At 31.8% G+C, this 19,844-nt stretch carries 22 protein-coding genes and 4 pseudogenes; 10 read left to right on the plus strand and 16 right to left on the minus strand.

Annotated features, from left to right (window positions below; translation table 11 throughout):
- Window positions 1-4: 4 nt before the first annotated feature.
- From B5P42_RS19385 to B5P42_RS19400, 4 genes are read left to right on the plus strand one after another with little or no spacing between them, the layout of a single operon-like run.
- A complete protein-coding gene (locus B5P42_RS19385) occupies window positions 5-448 on the plus strand; it encodes an NUDIX hydrolase (protein WP_002085308.1) in 444 nt (147 codons plus the stop codon).
- Window positions 449-478: 30 nt separating this feature from the next.
- On the plus strand, window positions 479-1,609 hold the full coding sequence (gene dnaN, locus B5P42_RS19390) for a DNA polymerase III subunit beta (RefSeq protein WP_113734972.1): 1,131 nt from the start codon (window positions 479-481) through the stop codon (window positions 1,607-1,609).
- 22 nt (window positions 1,610-1,631) lie between these two features.
- Window positions 1,632-2,129, plus strand: a complete 498-nt coding sequence (locus B5P42_RS19395; RefSeq protein WP_113734973.1) for an NUDIX hydrolase — start codon at window positions 1,632-1,634, stop codon at window positions 2,127-2,129.
- Between the two features lie 39 nt (window positions 2,130-2,168).
- Window positions 2,169-2,414, plus strand: coding sequence for a hypothetical protein (locus B5P42_RS19400; protein WP_113734974.1), 246 nt, complete (start codon window positions 2,169-2,171; stop codon window positions 2,412-2,414).
- Window positions 2,415-2,472: 58 nt separating this feature from the next.
- On the opposite strand, the gene B5P42_RS19405 is transcribed toward B5P42_RS19400, so the two are convergent.
- Window positions 2,473-3,435, minus strand: a complete 963-nt coding sequence (locus tag B5P42_RS19405) for an MBL fold metallo-hydrolase (protein ID WP_113734975.1) — start codon at window positions 3,433-3,435, stop codon at window positions 2,473-2,475.
- A 296-nt stretch (window positions 3,436-3,731) separates the two neighbouring features.
- Between B5P42_RS19405 and B5P42_RS19410 the strand changes: the two genes are divergently transcribed.
- The 4 genes and pseudogenes from B5P42_RS19410 (at window position 3,732) to B5P42_RS19430 (ending at window position 6,492) form a co-directional block, all read left to right on the plus strand.
- Complete coding sequence (locus B5P42_RS19410) at window positions 3,732-4,733, plus strand: LAGLIDADG family homing endonuclease (RefSeq protein WP_113734976.1); 1,002 nt, start codon at window positions 3,732-3,734, stop codon at window positions 4,731-4,733.
- A 147-nt stretch (window positions 4,734-4,880) separates the two neighbouring features.
- A pseudogene (locus B5P42_RS32805) lies at window positions 4,881-5,586 on the plus strand (hypothetical protein).
- Between the two features lie 48 nt (window positions 5,587-5,634).
- Window positions 5,635-6,025 (plus strand): annotated as a pseudogene (locus B5P42_RS19425) (histidine phosphatase family protein); the annotation flags it as partial.
- A 71-nt stretch (window positions 6,026-6,096) separates the two neighbouring features.
- A pseudogene (locus B5P42_RS19430) lies at window positions 6,097-6,492 on the plus strand (RidA family protein).
- 711 nt (window positions 6,493-7,203) lie between these two features.
- Here the strand turns inward: B5P42_RS19430 and B5P42_RS19435 are convergent.
- The 6 genes and pseudogenes from B5P42_RS19435 to B5P42_RS19460 all read right to left on the minus strand — a co-directional run bounded on the left by B5P42_RS19435 (window position 7,204) and on the right by B5P42_RS19460 (window position 11,660).
- Entirely contained in the window at window positions 7,204-8,025 is an 822-nt protein-coding gene (locus B5P42_RS19435) for a YwqG family protein (RefSeq protein WP_113734977.1), read from the minus strand.
- A 78-nt stretch (window positions 8,026-8,103) separates the two neighbouring features.
- A complete protein-coding gene (locus B5P42_RS32810) occupies window positions 8,104-8,511 on the minus strand; it encodes a DnaJ family domain-containing protein (RefSeq protein WP_002136558.1) in 408 nt (135 codons plus the stop codon).
- Between the two features lie 21 nt (window positions 8,512-8,532).
- Window positions 8,533-9,708 (minus strand): annotated as a pseudogene (locus B5P42_RS19445) (alpha/beta hydrolase-fold protein).
- An 87-nt stretch (window positions 9,709-9,795) separates the two neighbouring features.
- The gene (locus tag B5P42_RS19450) at window positions 9,796-10,158 is read right to left on the minus strand and encodes a hypothetical protein (RefSeq protein WP_002127600.1); all 363 of its coding nucleotides are present in this window, start codon (window positions 10,156-10,158) and stop codon (window positions 9,796-9,798) included.
- Window positions 10,159-10,424: 266 nt separating this feature from the next.
- Complete coding sequence (locus B5P42_RS19455; RefSeq protein WP_113734978.1) at window positions 10,425-10,796, minus strand: YxiJ-like family protein; 372 nt, start codon at window positions 10,794-10,796, stop codon at window positions 10,425-10,427.
- Window positions 10,797-10,808: 12 nt separating this feature from the next.
- Entirely contained in the window at window positions 10,809-11,660 is an 852-nt protein-coding gene (locus tag B5P42_RS19460; protein WP_113734979.1) for a patatin-like phospholipase family protein, read from the minus strand.
- A gap of 179 nt (window positions 11,661-11,839) precedes the next feature.
- Between B5P42_RS19460 and B5P42_RS19465 the strand changes: the two genes are divergently transcribed.
- The gene (locus B5P42_RS19465) at window positions 11,840-12,217 is read left to right on the plus strand and encodes a PH domain-containing protein (RefSeq protein ID WP_002065713.1); all 378 of its coding nucleotides are present in this window, start codon (window positions 11,840-11,842) and stop codon (window positions 12,215-12,217) included.
- 121 nt (window positions 12,218-12,338) lie between these two features.
- Here the strand turns inward: B5P42_RS19465 and B5P42_RS19470 are convergent, their stop codons facing one another.
- The 5 genes from B5P42_RS19470 to B5P42_RS19490 form a co-directional block, all read right to left on the minus strand.
- Window positions 12,339-12,863, minus strand: a complete 525-nt coding sequence (locus tag B5P42_RS19470) for a GNAT family N-acetyltransferase (RefSeq protein ID WP_113734980.1) — start codon at window positions 12,861-12,863, stop codon at window positions 12,339-12,341.
- Window positions 12,803-13,324: a YfiT family bacillithiol transferase gene (locus B5P42_RS19475; RefSeq protein WP_088033757.1), complete on the minus strand. Its 522-nt coding sequence runs from the start codon at window positions 13,322-13,324 to the stop codon at window positions 12,803-12,805. The genes B5P42_RS19470 and B5P42_RS19475 overlap by 61 nt, the downstream gene beginning before the upstream one ends.
- Before the next feature lie 23 nt (window positions 13,325-13,347).
- Window positions 13,348-13,869 carry a GNAT family N-acetyltransferase gene (locus tag B5P42_RS19480; protein WP_113734981.1) on the minus strand — a complete coding sequence of 174 codons (522 nt, stop codon included), beginning with the start codon at window positions 13,867-13,869 and terminating at the stop codon, window positions 13,348-13,350.
- Window positions 13,870-13,932: 63 nt separating this feature from the next.
- Window positions 13,933-15,255, minus strand: coding sequence for an FAD-dependent oxidoreductase (locus B5P42_RS19485; protein ID WP_113734982.1), 1,323 nt, complete (start codon window positions 15,253-15,255; stop codon window positions 13,933-13,935).
- A 71-nt stretch (window positions 15,256-15,326) separates the two neighbouring features.
- Entirely contained in the window at window positions 15,327-16,106 is a 780-nt protein-coding gene (locus B5P42_RS19490) for an undecaprenyl-diphosphate phosphatase (protein ID WP_002085334.1), read from the minus strand.
- A 132-nt stretch (window positions 16,107-16,238) separates the two neighbouring features.
- Here B5P42_RS19490 and B5P42_RS19495 point away from each other — a divergent pair, with 132 nt between their 5' ends.
- Window positions 16,239-16,445 (plus strand): hypothetical protein, encoded by a 207-nt coding sequence (locus B5P42_RS19495; protein WP_002141925.1) that lies wholly within the window; start codon window positions 16,239-16,241, stop codon window positions 16,443-16,445.
- 49 nt (window positions 16,446-16,494) lie between these two features.
- Here the strand turns inward: B5P42_RS19495 and B5P42_RS19500 are convergent, their stop codons facing one another.
- The 4 genes from B5P42_RS19500 to B5P42_RS19515 all read right to left on the minus strand — a co-directional run bounded on the left by B5P42_RS19500 (window position 16,495) and on the right by B5P42_RS19515 (window position 19,786).
- Window positions 16,495-16,875 carry a nucleotide excision repair endonuclease gene (locus B5P42_RS19500; protein ID WP_001048946.1) on the minus strand — a complete coding sequence of 127 codons (381 nt, stop codon included), beginning with the start codon at window positions 16,873-16,875 and terminating at the stop codon, window positions 16,495-16,497.
- 77 nt (window positions 16,876-16,952) lie between these two features.
- Window positions 16,953-17,516, minus strand: coding sequence for a GNAT family N-acetyltransferase (locus B5P42_RS19505; protein WP_002141923.1), 564 nt, complete (start codon window positions 17,514-17,516; stop codon window positions 16,953-16,955).
- 68 nt (window positions 17,517-17,584) lie between these two features.
- Window positions 17,585-18,157 carry a YybS family protein gene (locus tag B5P42_RS19510; RefSeq protein ID WP_113734983.1) on the minus strand — a complete coding sequence of 191 codons (573 nt, stop codon included), beginning with the start codon at window positions 18,155-18,157 and terminating at the stop codon, window positions 17,585-17,587.
- A gap of 198 nt (window positions 18,158-18,355) precedes the next feature.
- Window positions 18,356-19,786 (minus strand): PQQ-dependent sugar dehydrogenase, encoded by a 1,431-nt coding sequence (locus B5P42_RS19515; protein WP_113734984.1) that lies wholly within the window; start codon window positions 19,784-19,786, stop codon window positions 18,356-18,358.
- Between the last annotated feature and the right edge of the window lie 58 nt (window positions 19,787-19,844).

Raw genomic sequence — 19,844 nt, forward strand, 5'->3', positions numbered from 1 at the left:
ACATATGAAAAAAGTAAATGTTACATACGCACTTCTATATGATGAAACTCATGAAAAGCTATTAATGGTTAAAAACAAAGGGGAAAATGGTTCTTATTACACTTTACCAGGTGGAGCAGTTAAATTCGGGGAAACGTTAGAAGAGGCAGCAATTCGTGAAGTGAAAGAAGAAACAGGGCTAGACATATCTGTAAAAGGGGTTTGTTCCATTAGTGAAGCCTTTTTTGAGGAGAGAGGACATCATGCAATCTTCTTTAATTTTTTAGGAGAAATAACCGGAGGGGAAATCTGTATATCACGGCCAAAAGAGATTGAGGAGATTACCTGGATGGAATTAGATTCAGCAGAACCTTATTTACGTATACCAGAACACTTAAAAAGCCTTTTACAAAAGAAAGAAACAGTTCCTTATATTTTTAATGGAACTATTATTCATCAATCTTCATAAAGATAGTATTTCATTTAAGGCGGGGGAAAAATGGAGTTTATCGTTAATCACAAACAATTTACACAAGCTCTTTCAGAAGTAAGTAAAGCTATCTCAACAAAAACTTTAATTCCTATATTATCCGGAATAAAGATAACAGCAGATCAATCTGGAATTACTTTAATCGCAAGTAATTCGAATATTTTCATTGAAAAATTTATACCTATTTCAATTGAAGACGAACAAATTACAACTATTTTAAAAGCAGGGAGTATTGTTGTACCAGCAAAATATTTCATTGAAATTATTAAGAAAATGCCAAGTGATATTTTAATAAAAAGCATGAATGAGCAGTTGATTACAATTCAATCTGATGAAATTACTTTAAACTTAAATGGACTCTCGGCAAATGAATTTCCTAATGTACCATTTTTAGACGCACATACAGAAATACAAGTAGAGACGGAACAATTAATTGAAGTCTTTAAACAAACTGTCTTTGCAACTGCTAAAAATGAATCTAGACCAGTTCTTACTGGCGTACATTTCGTTATTGATCATAACAAATTAATTTGTGCTGCTACTGATTCGCACAGACTGGCTTTACGTGAAATACCCATTTCTTCACATGCGAAATTAAATTGCATTGTACCAAGTTCCACTATTAGTGAACTAATAAAATTAATGAACAGTAACTCAAATTTAGTATACATATATCTTTCAGAGAGTCACATTATTTTTAAATTCGGTACAATTACGTTGTATTCAAGACTTATTGAAGGAAAATATCCTAATATATCCGGCCTAATTCCAAATGAATCCCAAACGGTTATTAATATAGATAGAAAAAAGATTTTACAAGGTGTAGATCGGTCAAGTTTATTGGCTAGTGAATGGGCAAACAACAACGTTAACTTAGAAATCATCGACGAATGCACAATACAAATCTCTTCTAATGCTTCTCAGATTGGTAAAATATCCGAGAAACAACAAATAGATGCGATTCACGGTGAAAAGCAATTAAATATATCTTTCGACGGACGATATATGGTCGATACTTTAAAAGCAATAAAAGAAGATAGAGTTACTTTAAGTTTTGGCGGTTCCATGAGACCGATATTAATTGAAGCAGGTGAACAATCTGCAGCAGTATATTTAATATCGCCTGTTAGAACTTATTAAGAACAAAGGAAGGAATTAAATTATGTACAAGCACACTTTATGTTTTATAAAAAGAAATGAAGAAATACTTATGTTAAATAGAGAATATGATCCTGTAAAAGGATTATGGAACGGTGTAGGAGGGAAGATAGAAAAAGGAGAAACACCGTTAGAAAATGCAATTCGTGAAATAAAAGAAGAAACAAATATAGATGTTGAGCAAAATCAAATTCAATTTAAAGGCATTATTAAATGGGAGGATTCCTCATATTCTGGTGGCATGTATGTCTATTTAGTAGAGCTACTTAATGAATTTACATATCACACTCCAAAAAAAGTCTCAGAAGGAATTCTAGATTGGAAAGAGGTATCTTGGATTCTAAGTGACTATAATTACGGCGTAGGAGAGATGATACCTAAATTTTTAACTGAAGTACTTTATAATGAATTAATATTAGAGCACTCTTGCGTTTTATCAAATCATAAATTAGTAGAGTATAAGAATAAAGAATTAGCTAAGCAGACCAGCATAGTAAAGTAGTAATTAGGGGAGATTAGTATGTAATAGAAGGAGGAGCTCATGAAAAAAGGAAATCACTTATTTTGGATATATATAACTAGTATTACTATTATAATACCCTTAATTATTTACTTAGCATTGGCAACCTCTAGCGAAAAAGATACTCTTACTCAACTAAAAAAAGCCCCCGGTATCCCATCTGCTATTCAAGATTCAAACGATATAGAAGACCCTACAGGATATTGGACAACAGAAAAGATGAAAACCGCAATTCCAGTAGATAAAACAGAGAATTTTAATAGATGATTCATAAATGAATAAAAAGCGAACCATCAATATTAAATCGGTTCGCTTTTTATTATAATCACACTTCTCGCCACCAAGCTGACGTAGGATATTCTCTAGATTGTAACGCAATAGCTTCACCGATTTGTGGCGTTGAAATATTAACCCCTAAACGATTTGCTTCTTTCGTAACACGTTCAATAGGATCACTCCATTCATGTAATGCTAACGTAAAAGCACCCCAATGAATAGGAACGAGCAATTCTCCTTTAACGTCAATATGAGCTTGTACTGTTTCTTCTGGCAACATATGAATTGCAGACCATCTCGTATCGTACTGCCCGCATTCCATTAAAGTAAGATCGAATGGACCATATTTATTACCAATCTCCTTAAAGTGCGGAGCATAGCCACTATCACCGCTAAAGAAAACTTTCGTTTCTTGACCAATAATAAGCCATGAACACCATAAAGAACGATCTTTATCTGTCATACTTCGTCCAGAGAAATGCCTTGCAGGAGCGCAAACTAACTTAATATTATCAAACGTAATTTCATCCCACCAATTATGTTCACTAATTTTATTAGGTGAAACACCCCATTTAATAAGATAACGCGCAACTCCAATCGGGACATAAAAATGCTTCGCACGATCTTTTAACCGCATAATACTTTTGTAATTTAAATGATCATAGTGATTATGAGAAATGATAATCGCATCAATTTCCTTGAAATCTTCACGTTCTAAAGAAAAAGCACCACTATAACGTTTACTATTAAAAACAGGGAACGGGGAAGAGGCATCGCCAAACATAGGATCTAACAACAGCTTTTTACCTTCTATTTTCAAAAGAGAAGCAGAGTGACCAAACCATGTAACACTCTCTAAAGACCCATTATCTTTATTCGGTAAAACGATAGGTAAGTCTTTTATAGGACGTAGCTTTGTTTTCATTTTAAAGTAATCAGTCATTAAACCGATAATATCTTTCGGATTAAAACTTACATCAGTCGGAATTTGATTCATATATTTCTTTTTCATTAGTTCTCCTTTTTACGTTTAACAATATACGTATGTTGTTATTGTAGCTAATTGTAGTTTAAACGAAATCATTTTACCTTTCATCTTAAATGCAGTACATTTCATAAATTCTTCAAATTTATTATTTATATATAAAAAATAGAATTCATTTAGCAGCAGCTAAAACTAATATTATGTATTTGTAAATTGTTTTGTTTAAGTAAATTCTTTCTCATAAACAACAAAGAACGTACGTTTCGTTATATGTTATAGAAGCAGGTAGGTAACTAATTATCCAAAGGAAGGAGAGTCTATAAATGCTTGAAGAAAGAAAAAAGAAGTCAAAATGTAAACTATCAAAATCTGAAATGATTCAGCTTTATACAAAAGGGAAGAGCACCTCAGAAATAGCTGTACTTGCCAATGTGTCTGCTGGATATATTCGTATGGTTTTAAAAGAAAAAAACGTGCCCAGACGAGCTATAGGTAGTTGGAAGAGAAAGTATGATTTAATAGAAGATTATTTTAAAACTTGGTCAAATAACATGGCTTATATTTTAGGATTTATAACAGCAGACGGTGTTATACCAAAAGAAAATCAATGTGTCAGTATCTCGCAAAAAGAAAGTGACATTCTACACGATATAAAAAAAGAATTAAACACAAACCAGCCGCTTTATCAAAACAAAAAAACAGGCGTATATATGTTAAACCTCAATAGTAAAACAATTAAAGAAGATCTTATGAATATTCACGGAATCAAGCCTTGTAAATCATTTACTGTAGAATTTCCATTCGTACCAGATGAATATCTGCATCATTTTATTCGAGGGTATTTTGACGGAGATGGTTATGTCAATTATGAAGCATATACAGTAAGTTTTGTAGGAGGATCATATAATTTTATGAACTCTCTAAACCAAGTTCTGCAAAATTACAACTTAAATTCTAACCTTTTAAATCAAAATACACATTATCGTGTCATGCTAACTGGGAGAAAATCAATTCAGCTTTTTGCAAATTGGATTTATAAAGACAAAGATATATATTTGCATAGAAAATATGAAACATTTCATAAAGAACATGTAAGTTTAGAACAATTACAAGATCGAAAATTAAAAAGAACTCAAGCTGCAGTTATGCAAAGAAAAGAAAACTTCCTTAAAGATTATGAGAAAAACAAATGTATTACTACCGCATGTTCAAATATAAATATTAATGAATTAACATTTAAACGTTGGATAAAAAATGATAATCAATTTAAAAAAGAATATGAACAAATTAATTTGGCATATACAAATAGCAATAATACAATATAAAATTCTAGATAACCTTAGTATAGGTATTAACATAGCTATACTAAGGTTTTTTATTTGAAATCATTAAAGGATACTTATTTTTATTTATAGAACATAGTAAATACATAGATTTTACAATTAAATTACTAAAAAAGAAGGGATTTTAAAATGCATGCTAATTATTCTCCCGAGAAAATACTTAAAACAACTTATGAGACAAAAATGATTTCATCAGGTGACAATTATCCAACTCTAAAAATAAGCGGAACAAACCTTCAATATTTACTTGTAATGCTCCATCTGGGCATAGAATCAAATACTATAAAAACGAAGCTAAATTGGACTAACGAGGAATTCGAAAAACAAATGCACGCATTAGAACTAGAAGGTTTATTGAATGAGACAGAAGGGAGTTACTATCCAACATGTATGGTTATAACAGCTTAGAAACAGAATGGCCTTTGAGAAACAATAAAAGATATTATTATGCGATTCTAGAACAAGAACAAACAGACAAAGAGTCCTTTGGAATGTATGGTAATACGTATTTAGATTTAGGAGAAGTTCAAATTGGCCTTTATAGAAACACACGATATACAACTTTGAATTTAATAACTGCGAATAAGGAAATACTTGAAGAATATTTTGCGGAATCGCTAACACAATTAGTGAAGAATTAATCTTATTGTTAAAGGAAAATGATCAACCTCTTAAAGAATATTATGTAAGCAACAGATACTCAATGGAAATAACCTATGAAGAATTTTTTATATGGTGGTATCACTTTTTCTATACAAAAGTAACTAATGAATTAATAAAACAAGACGTAATTAGAAGCAGTTCTCGAGGAAATCAAACATATATAATTCTTTAAACTGTATGTATAGAATTTAACTTCATATTGTAGCAGGAGGATACGTGTATGACTGTTATATGCTTAGTTAGGCACGGGGAAACTGAGTGGAATACTATTGGAAAGCTCCAAGATCGTGAGAACATTAAGCTAAATAAAAATGGTATACAACAAGCTGAAAAATGCGGTTTGTATTTACGTGAAAAACAATGGGACATTATTATTTCTAGTCCTTTATCAAGAGCAAAGCACACAGCTGAAATCATAAATACATACATGTTAATACCAGTAGATCTTATTGAAATGGATAATTTTATAGAACGCGATTATGGTATGGCTTCAGGATTAACGACAGAAGAGCGAAACGAAAATGTTTCCAAATCGTAATTATACAAATCAAGAACCAAGAAGATTTCTAAAAACAAGAATTATAACCGGTTTAAATATAATCCAGAAACAACAGATAATAGTTCAGGAACTAATTAGAATTAAGATATACAGAAAGTATGATATTAAAAGGAGAGAAGTACATTGCAAAAGAAATTTATCAATCCGGAAACTATGCCAGCAACTTTTGGATACTCACATGTAGTTGAAGTTAGTAATGCTAAACGAACCATTTACATATCAGGATAAGTAGCAATTAATACTGACGGTCAAATAGTTGGAATTGATGATTTAGCTACACAAACACGACAAGTATTTGAAAATATTAAAATCGCATTAAAAACTTCAGACTTAAATTTTAATGATGTAGTAAAATTAACATTTTTCTTGACGGACATTTCTCAAATGGCCATTGTTAGAGATATTCGAGATCAATACATCAACACAAACAATCCACCAGCAAGTTCAGCTGTAGAAGTTAACAAATTGATTAACAATAAATTATTAATCGAAATCGAAGCAATTGCTGTAGCAAACTAATTTTAAAAACTTATTCTTAATCATATCAACGCAATTCGTTCACTTTAAACGAATTGCGTTTTTTATTAACTAAAATATAAATTATACACGGAAACATTCTTATCAATAACACAACATAAATAACTTAAAAAACAAATAACCACACAATCTACAACACATTATGAACCCAATTAAAAAGGGGAGCCTAACAACCGTAACTAACATATAATAAGTTTATTACTTTTTACTAGTTAACATAATATATATTATACGAAGTTGTATAGAGTAAGTGTTTACCTGTATCAAAAACCAAGTAAACTATACTTAATGAGACGAAACGGGTATTTTTAATGAGATTCACATAAAATCTTATCTAAATGAATTTCTACAGTTTTTATCGTTTATTTTGCTATAAATTAATCACAGCAAATCTTAATCGATTAATTATCGTTTAACGAGTCAAAAATAATTTTGATTAGCACGGAATTTTTTTTATGCGAAATAAATTTTTCTATACAAATGATAAATTTCATTTTATGTTTTGCTTTATAGATTTATTGCTAATTACATATGTTTTATTATTTTATATTTTTGTTGTTATTTCTTTTATTTACGCTTGACTTTCATTGTATTCTTCATTCTAGTTAACATAACGTTTATTTTTAACGTAAAAAAATCCTCCTCACCTTCAGGAAGATTTCTTTTGCTAGCTAGTAATCCATTTATCTATTTTTAGTAACAATCCCAATTGTAAATAACATTGGAAAAATCTAGATTTAATAAATCGTCTTTCTTTATAAAGAAATTAGCAACACCAGAATCTCCCCACATAATATTTAATGAATCATCTGTATCGATTTGCAGCAATAATATATCATGTTGCTGGTATTTTTCTTCCCATTCCCTTGGATCTGTCTGTGTGAAAAATGGATAACCACCAATTTTATGCCCTTGATCTTTACATAAATCATCATACAGTTCGCCTAATTCTGTATTATTTTCTTCATCAACAATTTCTTCCCAATCAATTTCCTCACTAAACATCTTTTCAAATCGATAATCCCTTGATGTTACGGGCTGATAACCCAATTCAAACTTTAATTTCGCTGCTTCAGGTATGATAAAGTCCTCTAATTCTGAAGTGTTTAAATAACTAAAATCAGTAATAACCTTATTTAAATCTTCTATAATTGTAGAATGATAAATAATTCGAAAGTCTTTTTGGATTGTTGGATGATCAAAATCTGCTCCGTAAAGCTCATCTTCAGCACTTACGAAAAACTGTAGCATACCCTTTTGAGGCATATATTCAACATGCGGCATTTCTTCAAAGTTTAGCTGCGCAAGTAACATCATAGGTTGTCCATTTGAATCTTTAGGATGCTCTTGATCTATAGGTAAATACGGATAACCACCAAATTTACTCTCAAAAAGCGTTGTCTCTGCTAATGTTCCAGACGCTTTAATATAAGGTTTCACACTTTCTTCTAAAATACTACGATACTGCTCTAGTTCTTTCGGAATTTGAATTTGAAGTTGATACGTATTCTTCATTACATTTGCCTCCCCTTAATAATGAATTGAAAATGCCTTACTTAATTATATAGCAACAGATAACTTCATTGAAAATCGTTAAATATCCGTTTTAACCCTCATTTTTTGCGCACTTGGCGGACAAAGTAAATTATGTTCTGAGACCTTTTTATTAATAGTTGTAATTAACATAGCTGCTTCTACATTATCCGTTAGTTCTTTTAAATTTTCTTTTAGATGATCTATTTCCTTTGAAAGTTCAATCCACCTAGGCAAAACATGATTATTTTTCAAAGTTCTATAAAGTTGCTTGTCAGGATTATACGAAAGATCTTTATCAAGATTAAGAGGTTTCCCTTTCCCAGGTAAATCATTAAACGCTCCTGTCTTTTCTGCCTGTTTAACGATAGAGCTAATATGATCCTCATACGTGAACGACCAAACTTTTTCATCTTTAACTAAAATTTCTTGTTTTTTAAGTTTTTTATCTAGCTCATCTTGATTCATAGATTCTCTCTCCTTTTTATTTTATAGTGTGGTTTTTGTATGTTTTAATGCTTTCAACCCATCAAATAACTTTTCTCGCCACCAAACACCGTCATGACCGCCTTGAAACTCTTCATAAGTAATTTGGTATCCTTTTTCTTTTAAAGCTTTATACAGGCGTCTATTAGCCGTTAAAAGAGGTTTGTTTTCAAGTTCTCCTGCTGCTATGTAAAAATGAGGTTGACTCGTATTAGAATCTATAGATGAAATTTGATTTTCATAACCATCCTTTTTCCAATGCACGGATCCAGACATTGACAACACGTTTCCGAAAACATGTGGATTTTGAAGCGCTGCATAAAAAGCTGCTAAGCCACCAAGACTGAAACCAGCAATTGTTGTATGATTCTTTTCTTGATATACGTGATACCTAGCTTGAATCCATGGAAGTAGTTCCTCCGTTAAAAATGTATTCATTTTATCGTTATAAGTTAGCTCTTCTAGTCGATCAACGGGTTCTATTGCAACAGCAATACAAGATGGGATTTCTTTTTCGTATATTAAATAATTGAGTGTTCTTGCGATTGAAAGGTTATTAATGAATGAATTCCCATCAAACACAATGAGAAGTTCTTGAAGATGTGAAGTGTGAGAATAGTCATGAGGCGTATAAATATAAATTTTACGTGTGTCATTTAAAATCGTACTATGAAAAGAATATGTTTCAATTTTTCCAGATGGATAATGATCTGAAGGAAAACGACTGCTATACTGTACTTCCATTCCTATGTTTAACACAGACGCTTTATTGGCATCTTCTCCAAATGTATTTTTATTAAATCAATCTAGTTGGTACTTTTCACTGCGCTTTATCCAATCATTTTCGAAAAAATCGTTTACTGAAAAATAGTACGTTGAAATAAAACTCTCATCCGTCCTAAACGTTACATACCAAATATCTGTCTGTAACAACCGTTGTAGTTGATTTACAGACAGATCCCAACCAGGAAAACTACCGAATACATAAACGTTTTCAGTTTTTTGATCCCCTAACCATATATACGTTATAAGCTTATACTGATTTTCTACAGGACATTGTTCTATTAGTGGCGTATTATTTGACTTTATTTCATGCAAAAAAGTATAAATTGCTTTCTCGTTTCCTATTTTTAATTGATTATTAAGCTCCTCTAACTTAGGACTAATTATTGAAGTCACCCATCTGCCTCCTTTGTATTTCTTTCTTTTCACTAGATTGCTTTTATAAAATTTAGGATTAGTATGTTATGTATTTAGATGAGTTATTTATTTAGAAGGTTTATCAATTGCCTGAATAGAAAGTTCCAACGCTTTTATTCTTCTTTCTAAAAGTGTTCTTTGAGGACTACCAGCCTTAGACTTATCATAGGCTCTCTCAATTGATGGAAGCAAACCAGCAAGGATATTACGAGCTTCTGCTAACTCTTCTTGGCTATACCGATGACTTTCTTGATTCCACACGTTCTCTAACACTGCTAGCCCTATACAAACGGCTTTAAGCCTTTTTTTCACTAAGGTAGTATTTGCTCCTTTTTGAGTCATCTGTGAAAAAGCATTTTCAAGTTTACGAATTGTCGATTGTAAAGATTTTATTGATTCCAATTTATCTATATTTGACACGTTTTCCATGTTACTATTGTTCCTCCTGGCTTAGCTTATTTAATACTGGATATAATAAGTACTTGATTTCACTCGAAATATTTTATCATAAATAACTATATTCGAATTGGATAATGGATTAAAGGAAAACGGTATCTAAACGCCTCTCCCTCCTTTACATCATTCTATATGTACTTCTTTCTTCGTATTAGAATCCCTATATAAACAAGGTATTAAAATTGTATTTTTTATGAACAAAAAAACGCACAAGCAGCATAACTTGTACGTTTTTATTTTTATTCAGTAAGATAATACAGTAATAGTTTCCGGGCCTTCTCATAATTCATGAAATCTCTATACAAAATGGGATACTTCACAATTTCTGTTTCTATAAAACGATATTGCGGAAAACATTCAAAAAACGATTTCTTTAGCCACTTTATTTGATCAAACACAATCTCCTTTTCGTTGTTATTAAGTATGTAACTTAAAGTACCTGCTGTATGCATCCAATAATAATTTAAATCAGCGCTTATGCAATCATCTTCTGTAAACATATTATTAAAATCTTTTCGTATTTTTCGAAGGTCACAATTCGGAAACGGTTTAAGCAGCGGACAATGCATTTTCTGCAATTCATTAAAAATAACCTTTTTACCTAATAGCAACTTTCCACCCCTTTATTTCTCTATCCAATTTAATAATTTTTCATAATGATATTGAGCATCTGTATAGCCGAGATTATATAAATTAACGAGTTTTTCTTTATTTCTTTCTATTCCGCTTATAGGAAGCTGTACGCTAGGCTGAATGATATAAAAATTGTCTTTTTGTTCTATTTGATTCATATAAGTTATCGTCTCATTATAAAAACGATAATGTTCTACTAAAGATTGTGCGATATTCGGATATTTTCTATATAACATTTTAGCCAGCCCAGAAAATTTATTCCGCTGCTTCTCGTATCCATCCGGCTTTGTCATAATAACAACATTCTTTTGGTAACCATCATTTTGCGCTTTTAATACTGGAATAGGATCTATAATCCCTCCATCTAACAATTTTCGATTATCATATTCTACAGCAGGTGCTATAAACGGCACAGAGCTTGATGCACGAATAATTTTTAAAATATCATTTCCGTGTTCTATTTTATTATAATAAACTGCTTGTCCTGATTCGCAATCAGTCGTTCCGATTACAAACTGTTCATTTGAATTTAGGAAAGTTTGAAAATCAAACGGTACAATTTTGTTTGGTACTTCATCAAATAAAAAATCCATTCCAAATAATTCACGTTTTCTAATTAAGTTTCGATAAGATATATACCTGTGATCTGCTACTAGCTCTGTATTCACTTTCTTATTTCTTCCTTTTTGACGTGATAAATAGGTTGCTCCCATACACGCTCCGGCGGATACACCGACTACATACGGAAAGAATAAGTCCCTTTCCATAAAATATTCGAGTACTCCTGCAGTATATAATCCTTTCATTCCGCCGCCTTCTAATACTAAACCGATATTTTTCATGCTATATCCCTCTACTTCTGTTTTCTTAATTATATGTTAGCACAAGATTTTAGGATGAGGTTATATAAATTGGTTGCAATAATAACAAAAAACTATTGAAGCAATGTCATAATCTATTAGCCATTCGCATGGTACAATATAAGAAACTCATTCCACATATTATAAAGGAGGAATTTCATATGGGTTTATTTAGTGGTATTTTAGGAAATGCATCAAGTGCGAGTACAGAAAGCGTTGAACGTGATTTAGAAAAAATTATGCTAGACGATGAGAAAGTTGAGCATGCTTATAAATTAATTCGTGATTTAATCGTATTTACAAATCGTCGTCTTATTTTAGTAGATAAACAAGGAATATCAGGTAAAAAAACAGAGTATCATTCTATTCCTTATAAAAGCATTACACAATTTAGCATTGAAACAGCTGGGCATTTTGATTTAGATGCAGAGCTTAAAATTTGGGTATCTAGTATGGATGATCCAATTACGAAAGAATTTAAAGGTGACGATAGTATTTTAAGCATTCAAAAAGCGTTAGTAACATATACGACGAAATAACGTCTTTCTGTATTTTTATTCATTATCGAAATTACTAACCCGAGTATTTTGGAAGAATATGCATTATTTTTGTATATTTAATCTAAAATAACATAAAAAGGTAAAGCGTATTTCAAATGCTTTACCTTTCTTTTTTGTAATAAATAAGTGTAGTTTTATCATTTAATTTCTTTATTACTTCTGTTCTTTTATACCCCATTTTTTCGTATAGAAAACAATTTCTTTCTTCTTCTAAAATCGTAGCCAGTTCAAAACTCCGTGCTTCTGGAAACATCTCTTCAATTAAAATAAGTACCTTCTTAGCGATTCCTTTCCCTTGATAGATTGGATGAATGAACATTGGACTGATCCAAAATTTATAAGGTCTTTCTTTTTGGGATATACATATCGCTCCAACAAGGTTCGAATCTATTATCATCTTATAAAAGTTGTTGCTCGGATTATTTATTCTTAAAATAGTTTTTTCAATAGATTCATTTGCTGGATTTGTTTCATAGTCTTTATATTTATTTAATAAAGGACTACATGAGTCTATTTGCATTTGAAATAAAACTGCTGCATCAATTTCTGTCGCCTTCTCTAATGTTACCAATTTAAACGCTCTCTTAAAGAAGTAATATGAGCTGTATGATGACGACCGTGCCATGCATATAGTCCAATTGCAGCAGCAAGTTTTGTTTCTCCTGATTCAGGATGATTAAATGTCTTTTCTAAATCTGCCGGTTCTAAAGAATATAATAAGTTAATCCATCTTTTATGTAATGAATCTAGCATTACAAGTGAAACATCTACTGGTAATTTCGAGTCAGGTAGCTCTGCCCATTTTTCTTCTTTGTACGGTTTAATAGTTGGATTCTTTTCTGTCAGTGCTAATTTAAAGCGTATGTAGCTATTCATATGACTATCAACAACATGATGAACAACTTGGCGAACAGTCCATCCACCGACGCGATACGGTGTATCTAACTGCTTCTGATCTAAATCTTTTATCGCTCTTGCTAGTTCATTAGGTAAATCCTCTATTTCTTGAATCCATTTATCAATTATTTCTTCTGTAATAGTTCCTACGTAAGTAAATCGACCTATTGGATAACGTAAATCCTTCATGTACATGTCCCTCCCTATTATTTTTAACCCTTAGTAGTCCTCCAAATATAATGTACGAAATTTACGTTTTCCCCGTTTAAATCTACAGTAGTTGTCTCCGCTTCCTTTTCACGAGAAAATCCGTTCTTTTCTAATACAATTTGTGAAGCTATGTTATTTGTTGTTGTCATAGCATGTATTTCATTAATTTCATAGACTCTTGCTTGAGCCAAAATCAATTTTACAGATGATGCTGCAACTCCTTTTTTTGTAAAATCCTCTCCAACTCGGTAGCCTAACGACCCAATTCGTTTTTTCTTATCTACATCAACTAAATTGATACGTCCTACAATTTCTTTTTCTGTATTACGTATGAGATGAAAATAAGAAATCCCCTCAGTTTGTTCTTTTAATAGTTCGTCAAGTTGCTTTTGAAAGTATTCATACACGTAATAATTAGAGCCACGACTTGGTACCATTGTTTCAAAAAATGATTTGTTCGTGAGTTCAAAGTTAAATAAATCTTCAGCGTCTTGTTTCTTTAATTGTTCTATGTATATTTTCATCTCGCTTACTCCTTCTATATCTACTAACTGTTATATATTCTTTTTTAACCGATTATTTTCCTGCTATTTCTTTCGCATCAGTAATACAGCGAGTAGCACTTTCGGATGAAATAGGTGAAATGGACTACGAATTAAATTCATCACTCTTACTAATCGAATATAAACGTCAGAGTCACTTGCAGATAGTTGATATATTTGTTTCGTATACCATAGCTGAAATTTTTGCTTTATCGTTAATTTTCTTTTTAGCTGAGGATGACGTGATATTTCCGTTGTAGTCATTTCCCAAGGAGTTTGTATGATATTAGCAGTTTCTTTATAAAACTGCTGTGTAAATGCTTTATCAAGCCTTTGTCTCCGTTGTAAAAGCAACTGCAATTGGTGAGCTTCCATAGCCGCAACTGAAACTCCTTGCCCAAAAACGGGATCAAAACGACATTGTGCATCTCCGACTACTAACAAGCCTTCTGGTAAATGATTAACTAAATCAAATCGCCGACGTACTTGATAAGGAATTTTGTATGTTTTGATATCTGAAATTGCCTCCGCTTTGTTTAGAAAATCTGTCACGTTAGGGATTGATAGATTTTCAGCGAAATCATAAAACTCATCATCTGTTTGTGGTGCTTTCTCATTTGCGTATCCGCTGAAAGTAACAAAATAACGATTATCCTCAATCGTTTGAATAAGTACACCATACGGATTGTCCGGGAAACTTGGAGACATTAGCATATTACAGCAGTCTAATTTCTCATTTTCTTTGAGTTTAAACATTTTAGTTGCGTAGAATAAATCGATACGCACTTTCTCTTCTTGCACTTCGATATTGTATTCACGTAACCACGCTATACTTTTTGAACCAAATCCACTCGCATCAACAACAATATCTGCTTGAATTTCTTCTTGCGTGCCAGTCTCTAAACATTTAGCTTTTACTCCACATACTTTGTTAAGCTTTCCATCTACTAATAACCCTTCAACCAATGTTCCAAATTTAATGATTACATTTGAAATTTGATCAATTCTTTTTTGGATATGCCATTCAAGCAAAAGCCTACTTTGTTGAATCATATGCACTTCTCCTATGAATGGTTGTTTCCATAAACCAAATTGATGCCATTTTATATCACGAGTAAAGTTATTTACGATGCTGCCTGCTTCTATTAATTCATTAGTAATAGTAGGAAACAATTCCTCGATTGCATTTTCTCCACCTTTTAATAACACATGAGGATGATTACTTTGTGAAACTCTTTTTCTCAAAGCTTTTCCATCCCATCTTTCGCTGACTTCTATAATGATTACTTCTTTAAAAGAAGTTGATAATGCTTTTGCTGCGAGTTTTCCTGCTATACTTCCGCCAATAACGATAGCCTTATTAAACATATTTACCCCCTTAATGAAAAAAGATCCTGCCTTGTATGAATGAAACAGGATCTAAACGAAGAATTACTAAATTAAAACACATGAGTAAATTGCAACGTTAAAATTAAAATACCTAATCCCCATACGTAATACGCGAATACTTTTAAGGAGTGACGTTTTAAATATTGAATCATCCATGAAACAGCTATGTAACCAAAAAACGCTGCTGATAACGTGCCGACAATTAAAGATGTACTAGAAATAGATTCTGCTTTCCCTTGATAAACATCTGCAAATTGCAAGATGATTGCTCCGACTATTGCTGGCGTAGATAATAAAAACGAAAAATATGCTGCTGTTTCACGGTCTAGTTTTCTCCATAAAGCAGCGACGATTGTCATACCAGAGCGAGAAATTGCTGGGAAAATAGCAGCCGCTTGAAATGAACCGATGATAAATGCATCTTTATATGTAATGTCATCCATTTTTTTACGACCGTTTTTTTGTTTATCGGCCATGTAGAGAAAGAAACCTGTCACTAAAAACTCCCATCCAATCGTAATACCTGTTTTTGAAATATCTTCAAAGAAGTCTTTAAATAACAATCCGATTACAACTGCAGGTATCGTCCCAACAATAAGCAATAACATTAGTTTTGAAAATGGATTTTTAATTAAGTATATAAATTCTTTTTTGTAATAAATAAACACTGCAAGCAAAGTCCCGATATGCAGCATCGTATCTAAAAACAATCCAGCTTCATCTAATTGAAACAAATGCCTTCCTAAATAAAGATGTCCTGTACTACTAATCGGCAAAAACTCTGTTAAACCTTGTATTATCCCTAATATAAAAGCTTCTAACCAATTCATGATGGTCCCCTTTCTCGTTTGCTTGTACCAATATATGAAGGTTCAATTTTCGATATGAAAAAAACTATTTTTCTCTATGAATTTACTTTCATTTTATGGATATATATGTAAAAAGGAGTGAGGAGGGTTACTATGTGGCAACATACAAAATTCGGCAATATATTACTTTGGGCAGGACCTATCCTTGTGTTTATTGGGTTATGTATGACAAATGTTATTTCGGATATTCCTTTTTTTGAAGGGAAACATAAAACGCTTGGAATAATAACATTATTTATAGGGCTTTTCTGTTTAATTGCTGCTAATCATTTTAAAAAAGGAGAAAGAAATGAGGAATGAAACACAAAAAAACAATCCCAGTATATGTGCTAGGATTGTTTTTTGTTACTTATTTATAGAACACTTTATCAACGTTATATTTTGCTTTATATTCATTAATAATGTAAGTTTCGTAAATTTCTCTTTCTGTTGGATCTTCTACGATACATGCATCAATGCGGTATACTTCATCACGGTGATTTTTAATTGGTGAAACATTATCTTCAAAATGCTTTTTAATACGTTGTCTAATTTTACGAGCTTTACCTACGAAAAGAAGTTCGTCATTAATATTGTAAAACATAAAAATGCCGCCTTTATCTCTAGGGAACAAGTGGAAATCGATAAAACCGTTAATTGGAGTAATTAATGGCTCGTCTCCTTTAATAACTTGGTTACGTTCAGTAATGGAAACATCAGCTTCAGGAATATTAATTTTAATCAAGTTCATTCACGTCCTCTTTTATTATAAAGATAAATAATAGCATAAGTATGTAAGAAAAGCTATGTTAAGAGAGATATTTTATTTTATAATTCAAATATTATAGGTATATCATGTAAACTTTTTTTCCAAATCATATGATCGTTTGATTCGCCCCAATAATCCTTCAGCACATAACTAGGTTTTCCAAACTTTTTTGTCCATATACTTTGTGCTTTTTTGTATCCACTATCTAAACAGCATTCGGTTATTCCTCTGCTAAGTAATGTAAGATACATTGTATTTAGTAGTAAACTCCCTATACCTTTTCTTTGATACTCCGGAAGTATAAATACAGTTCCTATTTCATACAAATCCTTAAGTACACCGTCTGTACAACTATTAATCAATGCACTTGCTGGACCGATTTCAATCGTTCCAATGATTTTATCGTTACTTGTATCTATCGCTAATAAAAAATAACGATTTTCTCCATTACTATCAAAATCATTTTTTAAATATTTCTTTTTCGAGTTAATTTCATTTTCTATGTCATCTAATAGATGTGATAAGCCTTCGTTTTTAAATGTATTAGTAATAACAAGACGAAAAAACAAATGTAATTCATCTAAATCATTCGAATTCGGCCTTCTAATTTCAATGTTATACATGGCTTACATCTCCAATTTTTAAAAATATATGAGAAAGTGTATTTGTTCAAAAAGATTTTATGCAATTGTTAAGACCATACTTTATATACTCTATTCATTATTATTCTACACAACTCTGCATAGATCCAGCAGTATAAAAAACTCAGTATAAATATTAATGTAATAACTTTTATATCCATAGTCGTATGAATAGTAGGACCAAGTACAGGAAAACGGAAGATATCGAGAATGATCATAATTCCTATAAGTAGACATATCGCTGAAAAGGAAATTACCCAAATCCTCCTCTTGAATTGTAAAAAGGATACTCCTAACGCTATACCTAATAAGCCTGTAGTAAAGGGAAAGACAATTAGTTCACTTGGCTCAATAATGAATAATAGGAAAATAGTAAGAATATAAGAAAGTACTCCCTCACGAATAGAATAACAAATAGCCAGAAAAATCGGTAGCGTCGCGAAAGGACTAATAAATAACCCAATTCCAGGGATTAAGTTCCCCGCAGATTGAAAAATAGCAGCAAATGAACCGAGTAATGCTGTAATGACTAACCTACTTGCAGGCGTCACCTTTTTTTTATGAACAAAATTCGCATCCTGCTCTATCATCCATTGATACCAATAGCTTCTAAAGCGATTCATCAAATTCCCCCCTAAAGAGACCTAATTCACCACTTTCTATTTTCATTCAAATACTTATTGGTTATGTTTTACTTTCTGCTTGTTAGGAATCACTATACAATAGATGTTTATCCATAGAAGGTTTTTTAAGAGGCGCTAAGTCGTGCGTTTGAAAAAGTATGAATTCCATATATTTTTAGACTAAGAGTTTATACCGTATCATGGAACAATTTCAAAAATAGTACCTTTGTTAAAATCCGTTACTTTCATAGATCCATAAACCCCTAAATATAATCTAGTTTGATCTCCATTTGTTCCCAAGCTCATATAATAAGCTGCTTGAGAATCAAAATCATAATTGGTTTCAATAACATGAAAATCATTACGTTTATCGTCTATACTTGCCCTAGTATATGCTAAAACACCTTTAACTGGAGACTGAGATTCTTCTTTCTTAGCAAGATCAGTAAACACGATACTACCAGTTAAACTAGGAATTGTAGTTCCCATATATGGTTGTACTCCTGTAAGTGAGGTTCCTCCAAACTTATCTGCTCTGGAATCTTTATGAAAATAACTAATTAGGGGCTGTATGCGCCTCACTGATGTTTCTATTGTTTCATTATAATAAGCCATTGTTCTCTCATCCAAAGTAGGATTCTCAGAACAGTGCCTTATAAAAGAAGTAGGAAATTCTCCTTCCCATCCTCGCCAACCAAAATTAATAAATCCATCTTGATTGGGAGTGGATCTCATTAAATGCGTTTGAACAAGTTCGGTAACCGGTATGGGTTTATAATGAACAAACGAAAAAATAGACTCTACAATATCCTGCCCGACATTTCCAGCATATTTGATATATTGATTATAAAACCTTTGAAATGAAATACCTGTTATATTCCGAACTCCTTTCGCAATTACTGTAAGTGTTTCTTGTATAGATAAAGGAAACTCATTAAAGCGTGTAACTACTGGAGGGTTATTTATGAATGTATTTTTACTTACATCAATTTCAATTATTTTGCCCGCTATTTCTAAATCATCCTGGCTTAAATTAAATGGATCATAACCCGATCCACCATCTCCATTTGTAAAAACAAGTTTTCCACTCTCAGGTGAAAAGTTTAAACTATTGACTCCGTTATGATTAAAAAAGGGCCTTCTTATGTTAAGTAATGTCCGCCGTTTTTGAGGTTGACTATGTGATTGTAAAATCCATTCCTCAACCGTATCAATATGATCATATTGAGTATCTCTATTTACCCACTTTAAGTTTAAAGTTTTCGGATCACACGGATTAGGTTTAAAAGGTTCAGAAAGGGCACCCGGACCTTGAGTGCCAGCTACTGAATAATGAAGGTAAAATAAACCGTTTTGATAAAATTGTGGATGAAACGCTAGTCCTAGCAATCCGCGTTCATCATAACCGCTACTAGAGACACCTTCTTCAAACGTGCCTAATTTGATAATTCGCGGGCGAATATCTAAAAAATTCCTTATAACTCCGTCTCCTATGTAAAAGATTTCTCCTACCTGGGTTGCAATAAATAACCTTTCAATTGAGTCACCTGGTAGTATAGTTGTTTTTAACACAGTAGGTAAATTGAACTTACTTGCAATGGGTCGTAAACTAACCTTAACTTTTGTCAACTTACTTTACACCCCTTTAATTGCGTTTTATTAAAAGAATATGATTAGAACTGTTCAA

The sequence above is a fragment of the Bacillus sp. SRB_331 genome, assembly GCF_003264175.1.
GTDB lineage: Bacteria > Bacillota > Bacilli > Bacillales > Bacillaceae_G > Bacillus_A > Bacillus_A mycoides.

Bases quoted from the DNA above. Each gene is read 5' to 3' on its own strand.
- B5P42_RS19480 (WP_113734981.1), bottom strand. From the start codon at position 13,869: ATGAAAATATACATAGAACAATTAAAGAAACAAGACGCTGAAGATTTA.
- B5P42_RS19460 (WP_113734979.1), bottom strand. From the start codon at position 11,660: ATGAAAAATATCGGTTTAGTATTAGAAGGCGGCGGAATGAAAGGATTA.
- dnaN (WP_113734972.1), top strand. From the start codon at position 479: ATGGAGTTTATCGTTAATCACAAACAATTTACACAAGCTCTTTCAGAA.
- B5P42_RS19385 (WP_002085308.1), top strand. From the start codon at position 5: ATGAAAAAAGTAAATGTTACATACGCACTTCTATATGATGAAACTCAT.
- B5P42_RS19470 (WP_113734980.1), bottom strand. From the start codon at position 12,863: ATGGCACGGTCGTCATCATACAGCTCATATTACTTCTTTAAGAGAGCG.
- B5P42_RS19490 (WP_002085334.1), bottom strand. From the start codon at position 16,106: ATGAATTGGTTAGAAGCTTTTATATTAGGGATAATACAAGGTTTAACA.
- B5P42_RS19505 (WP_002141923.1), bottom strand. From the start codon at position 17,516: ATGTATAACATTGAAATTAGAAGGCCGAATTCGAATGATTTAGATGAA.
- B5P42_RS19435 (WP_113734977.1), bottom strand. From the start codon at position 8,025: ATGAAGAATACGTATCAACTTCAAATTCAAATTCCGAAAGAACTAGAG.
- B5P42_RS19495 (WP_002141925.1), top strand. From the start codon at position 16,239: ATGTGGCAACATACAAAATTCGGCAATATATTACTTTGGGCAGGACCT.
- B5P42_RS19475 (WP_088033757.1), bottom strand. From the start codon at position 13,324: ATGAAGGATTTACGTTATCCAATAGGTCGATTTACTTACGTAGGAACT.
- B5P42_RS19500 (WP_001048946.1), bottom strand. From the start codon at position 16,875: ATGAACTTGATTAAAATTAATATTCCTGAAGCTGATGTTTCCATTACT.
- B5P42_RS19485 (WP_113734982.1), bottom strand. From the start codon at position 15,255: ATGTTTAATAAGGCTATCGTTATTGGCGGAAGTATAGCAGGAAAACTC.
- B5P42_RS19410 (WP_113734976.1), top strand. From the start codon at position 3,732: ATGCTTGAAGAAAGAAAAAAGAAGTCAAAATGTAAACTATCAAAATCT.
- B5P42_RS19465 (WP_002065713.1), top strand. From the start codon at position 11,840: ATGGGTTTATTTAGTGGTATTTTAGGAAATGCATCAAGTGCGAGTACA.
- B5P42_RS32810 (WP_002136558.1), bottom strand. From the start codon at position 8,511: ATGAATCAAGATGAGCTAGATAAAAAACTTAAAAAACAAGAAATTTTA.
- B5P42_RS19400 (WP_113734974.1), top strand. From the start codon at position 2,169: ATGAAAAAAGGAAATCACTTATTTTGGATATATATAACTAGTATTACT.
- B5P42_RS19510 (WP_113734983.1), bottom strand. From the start codon at position 18,157: ATGAATCGCTTTAGAAGCTATTGGTATCAATGGATGATAGAGCAGGAT.
- B5P42_RS19405 (WP_113734975.1), bottom strand. From the start codon at position 3,435: ATGAAAAAGAAATATATGAATCAAATTCCGACTGATGTAAGTTTTAAT.
- B5P42_RS19395 (WP_113734973.1), top strand. From the start codon at position 1,632: ATGTACAAGCACACTTTATGTTTTATAAAAAGAAATGAAGAAATACTT.
- B5P42_RS19450 (WP_002127600.1), bottom strand. From the start codon at position 10,158: ATGGAAAACGTGTCAAATATAGATAAATTGGAATCAATAAAATCTTTA.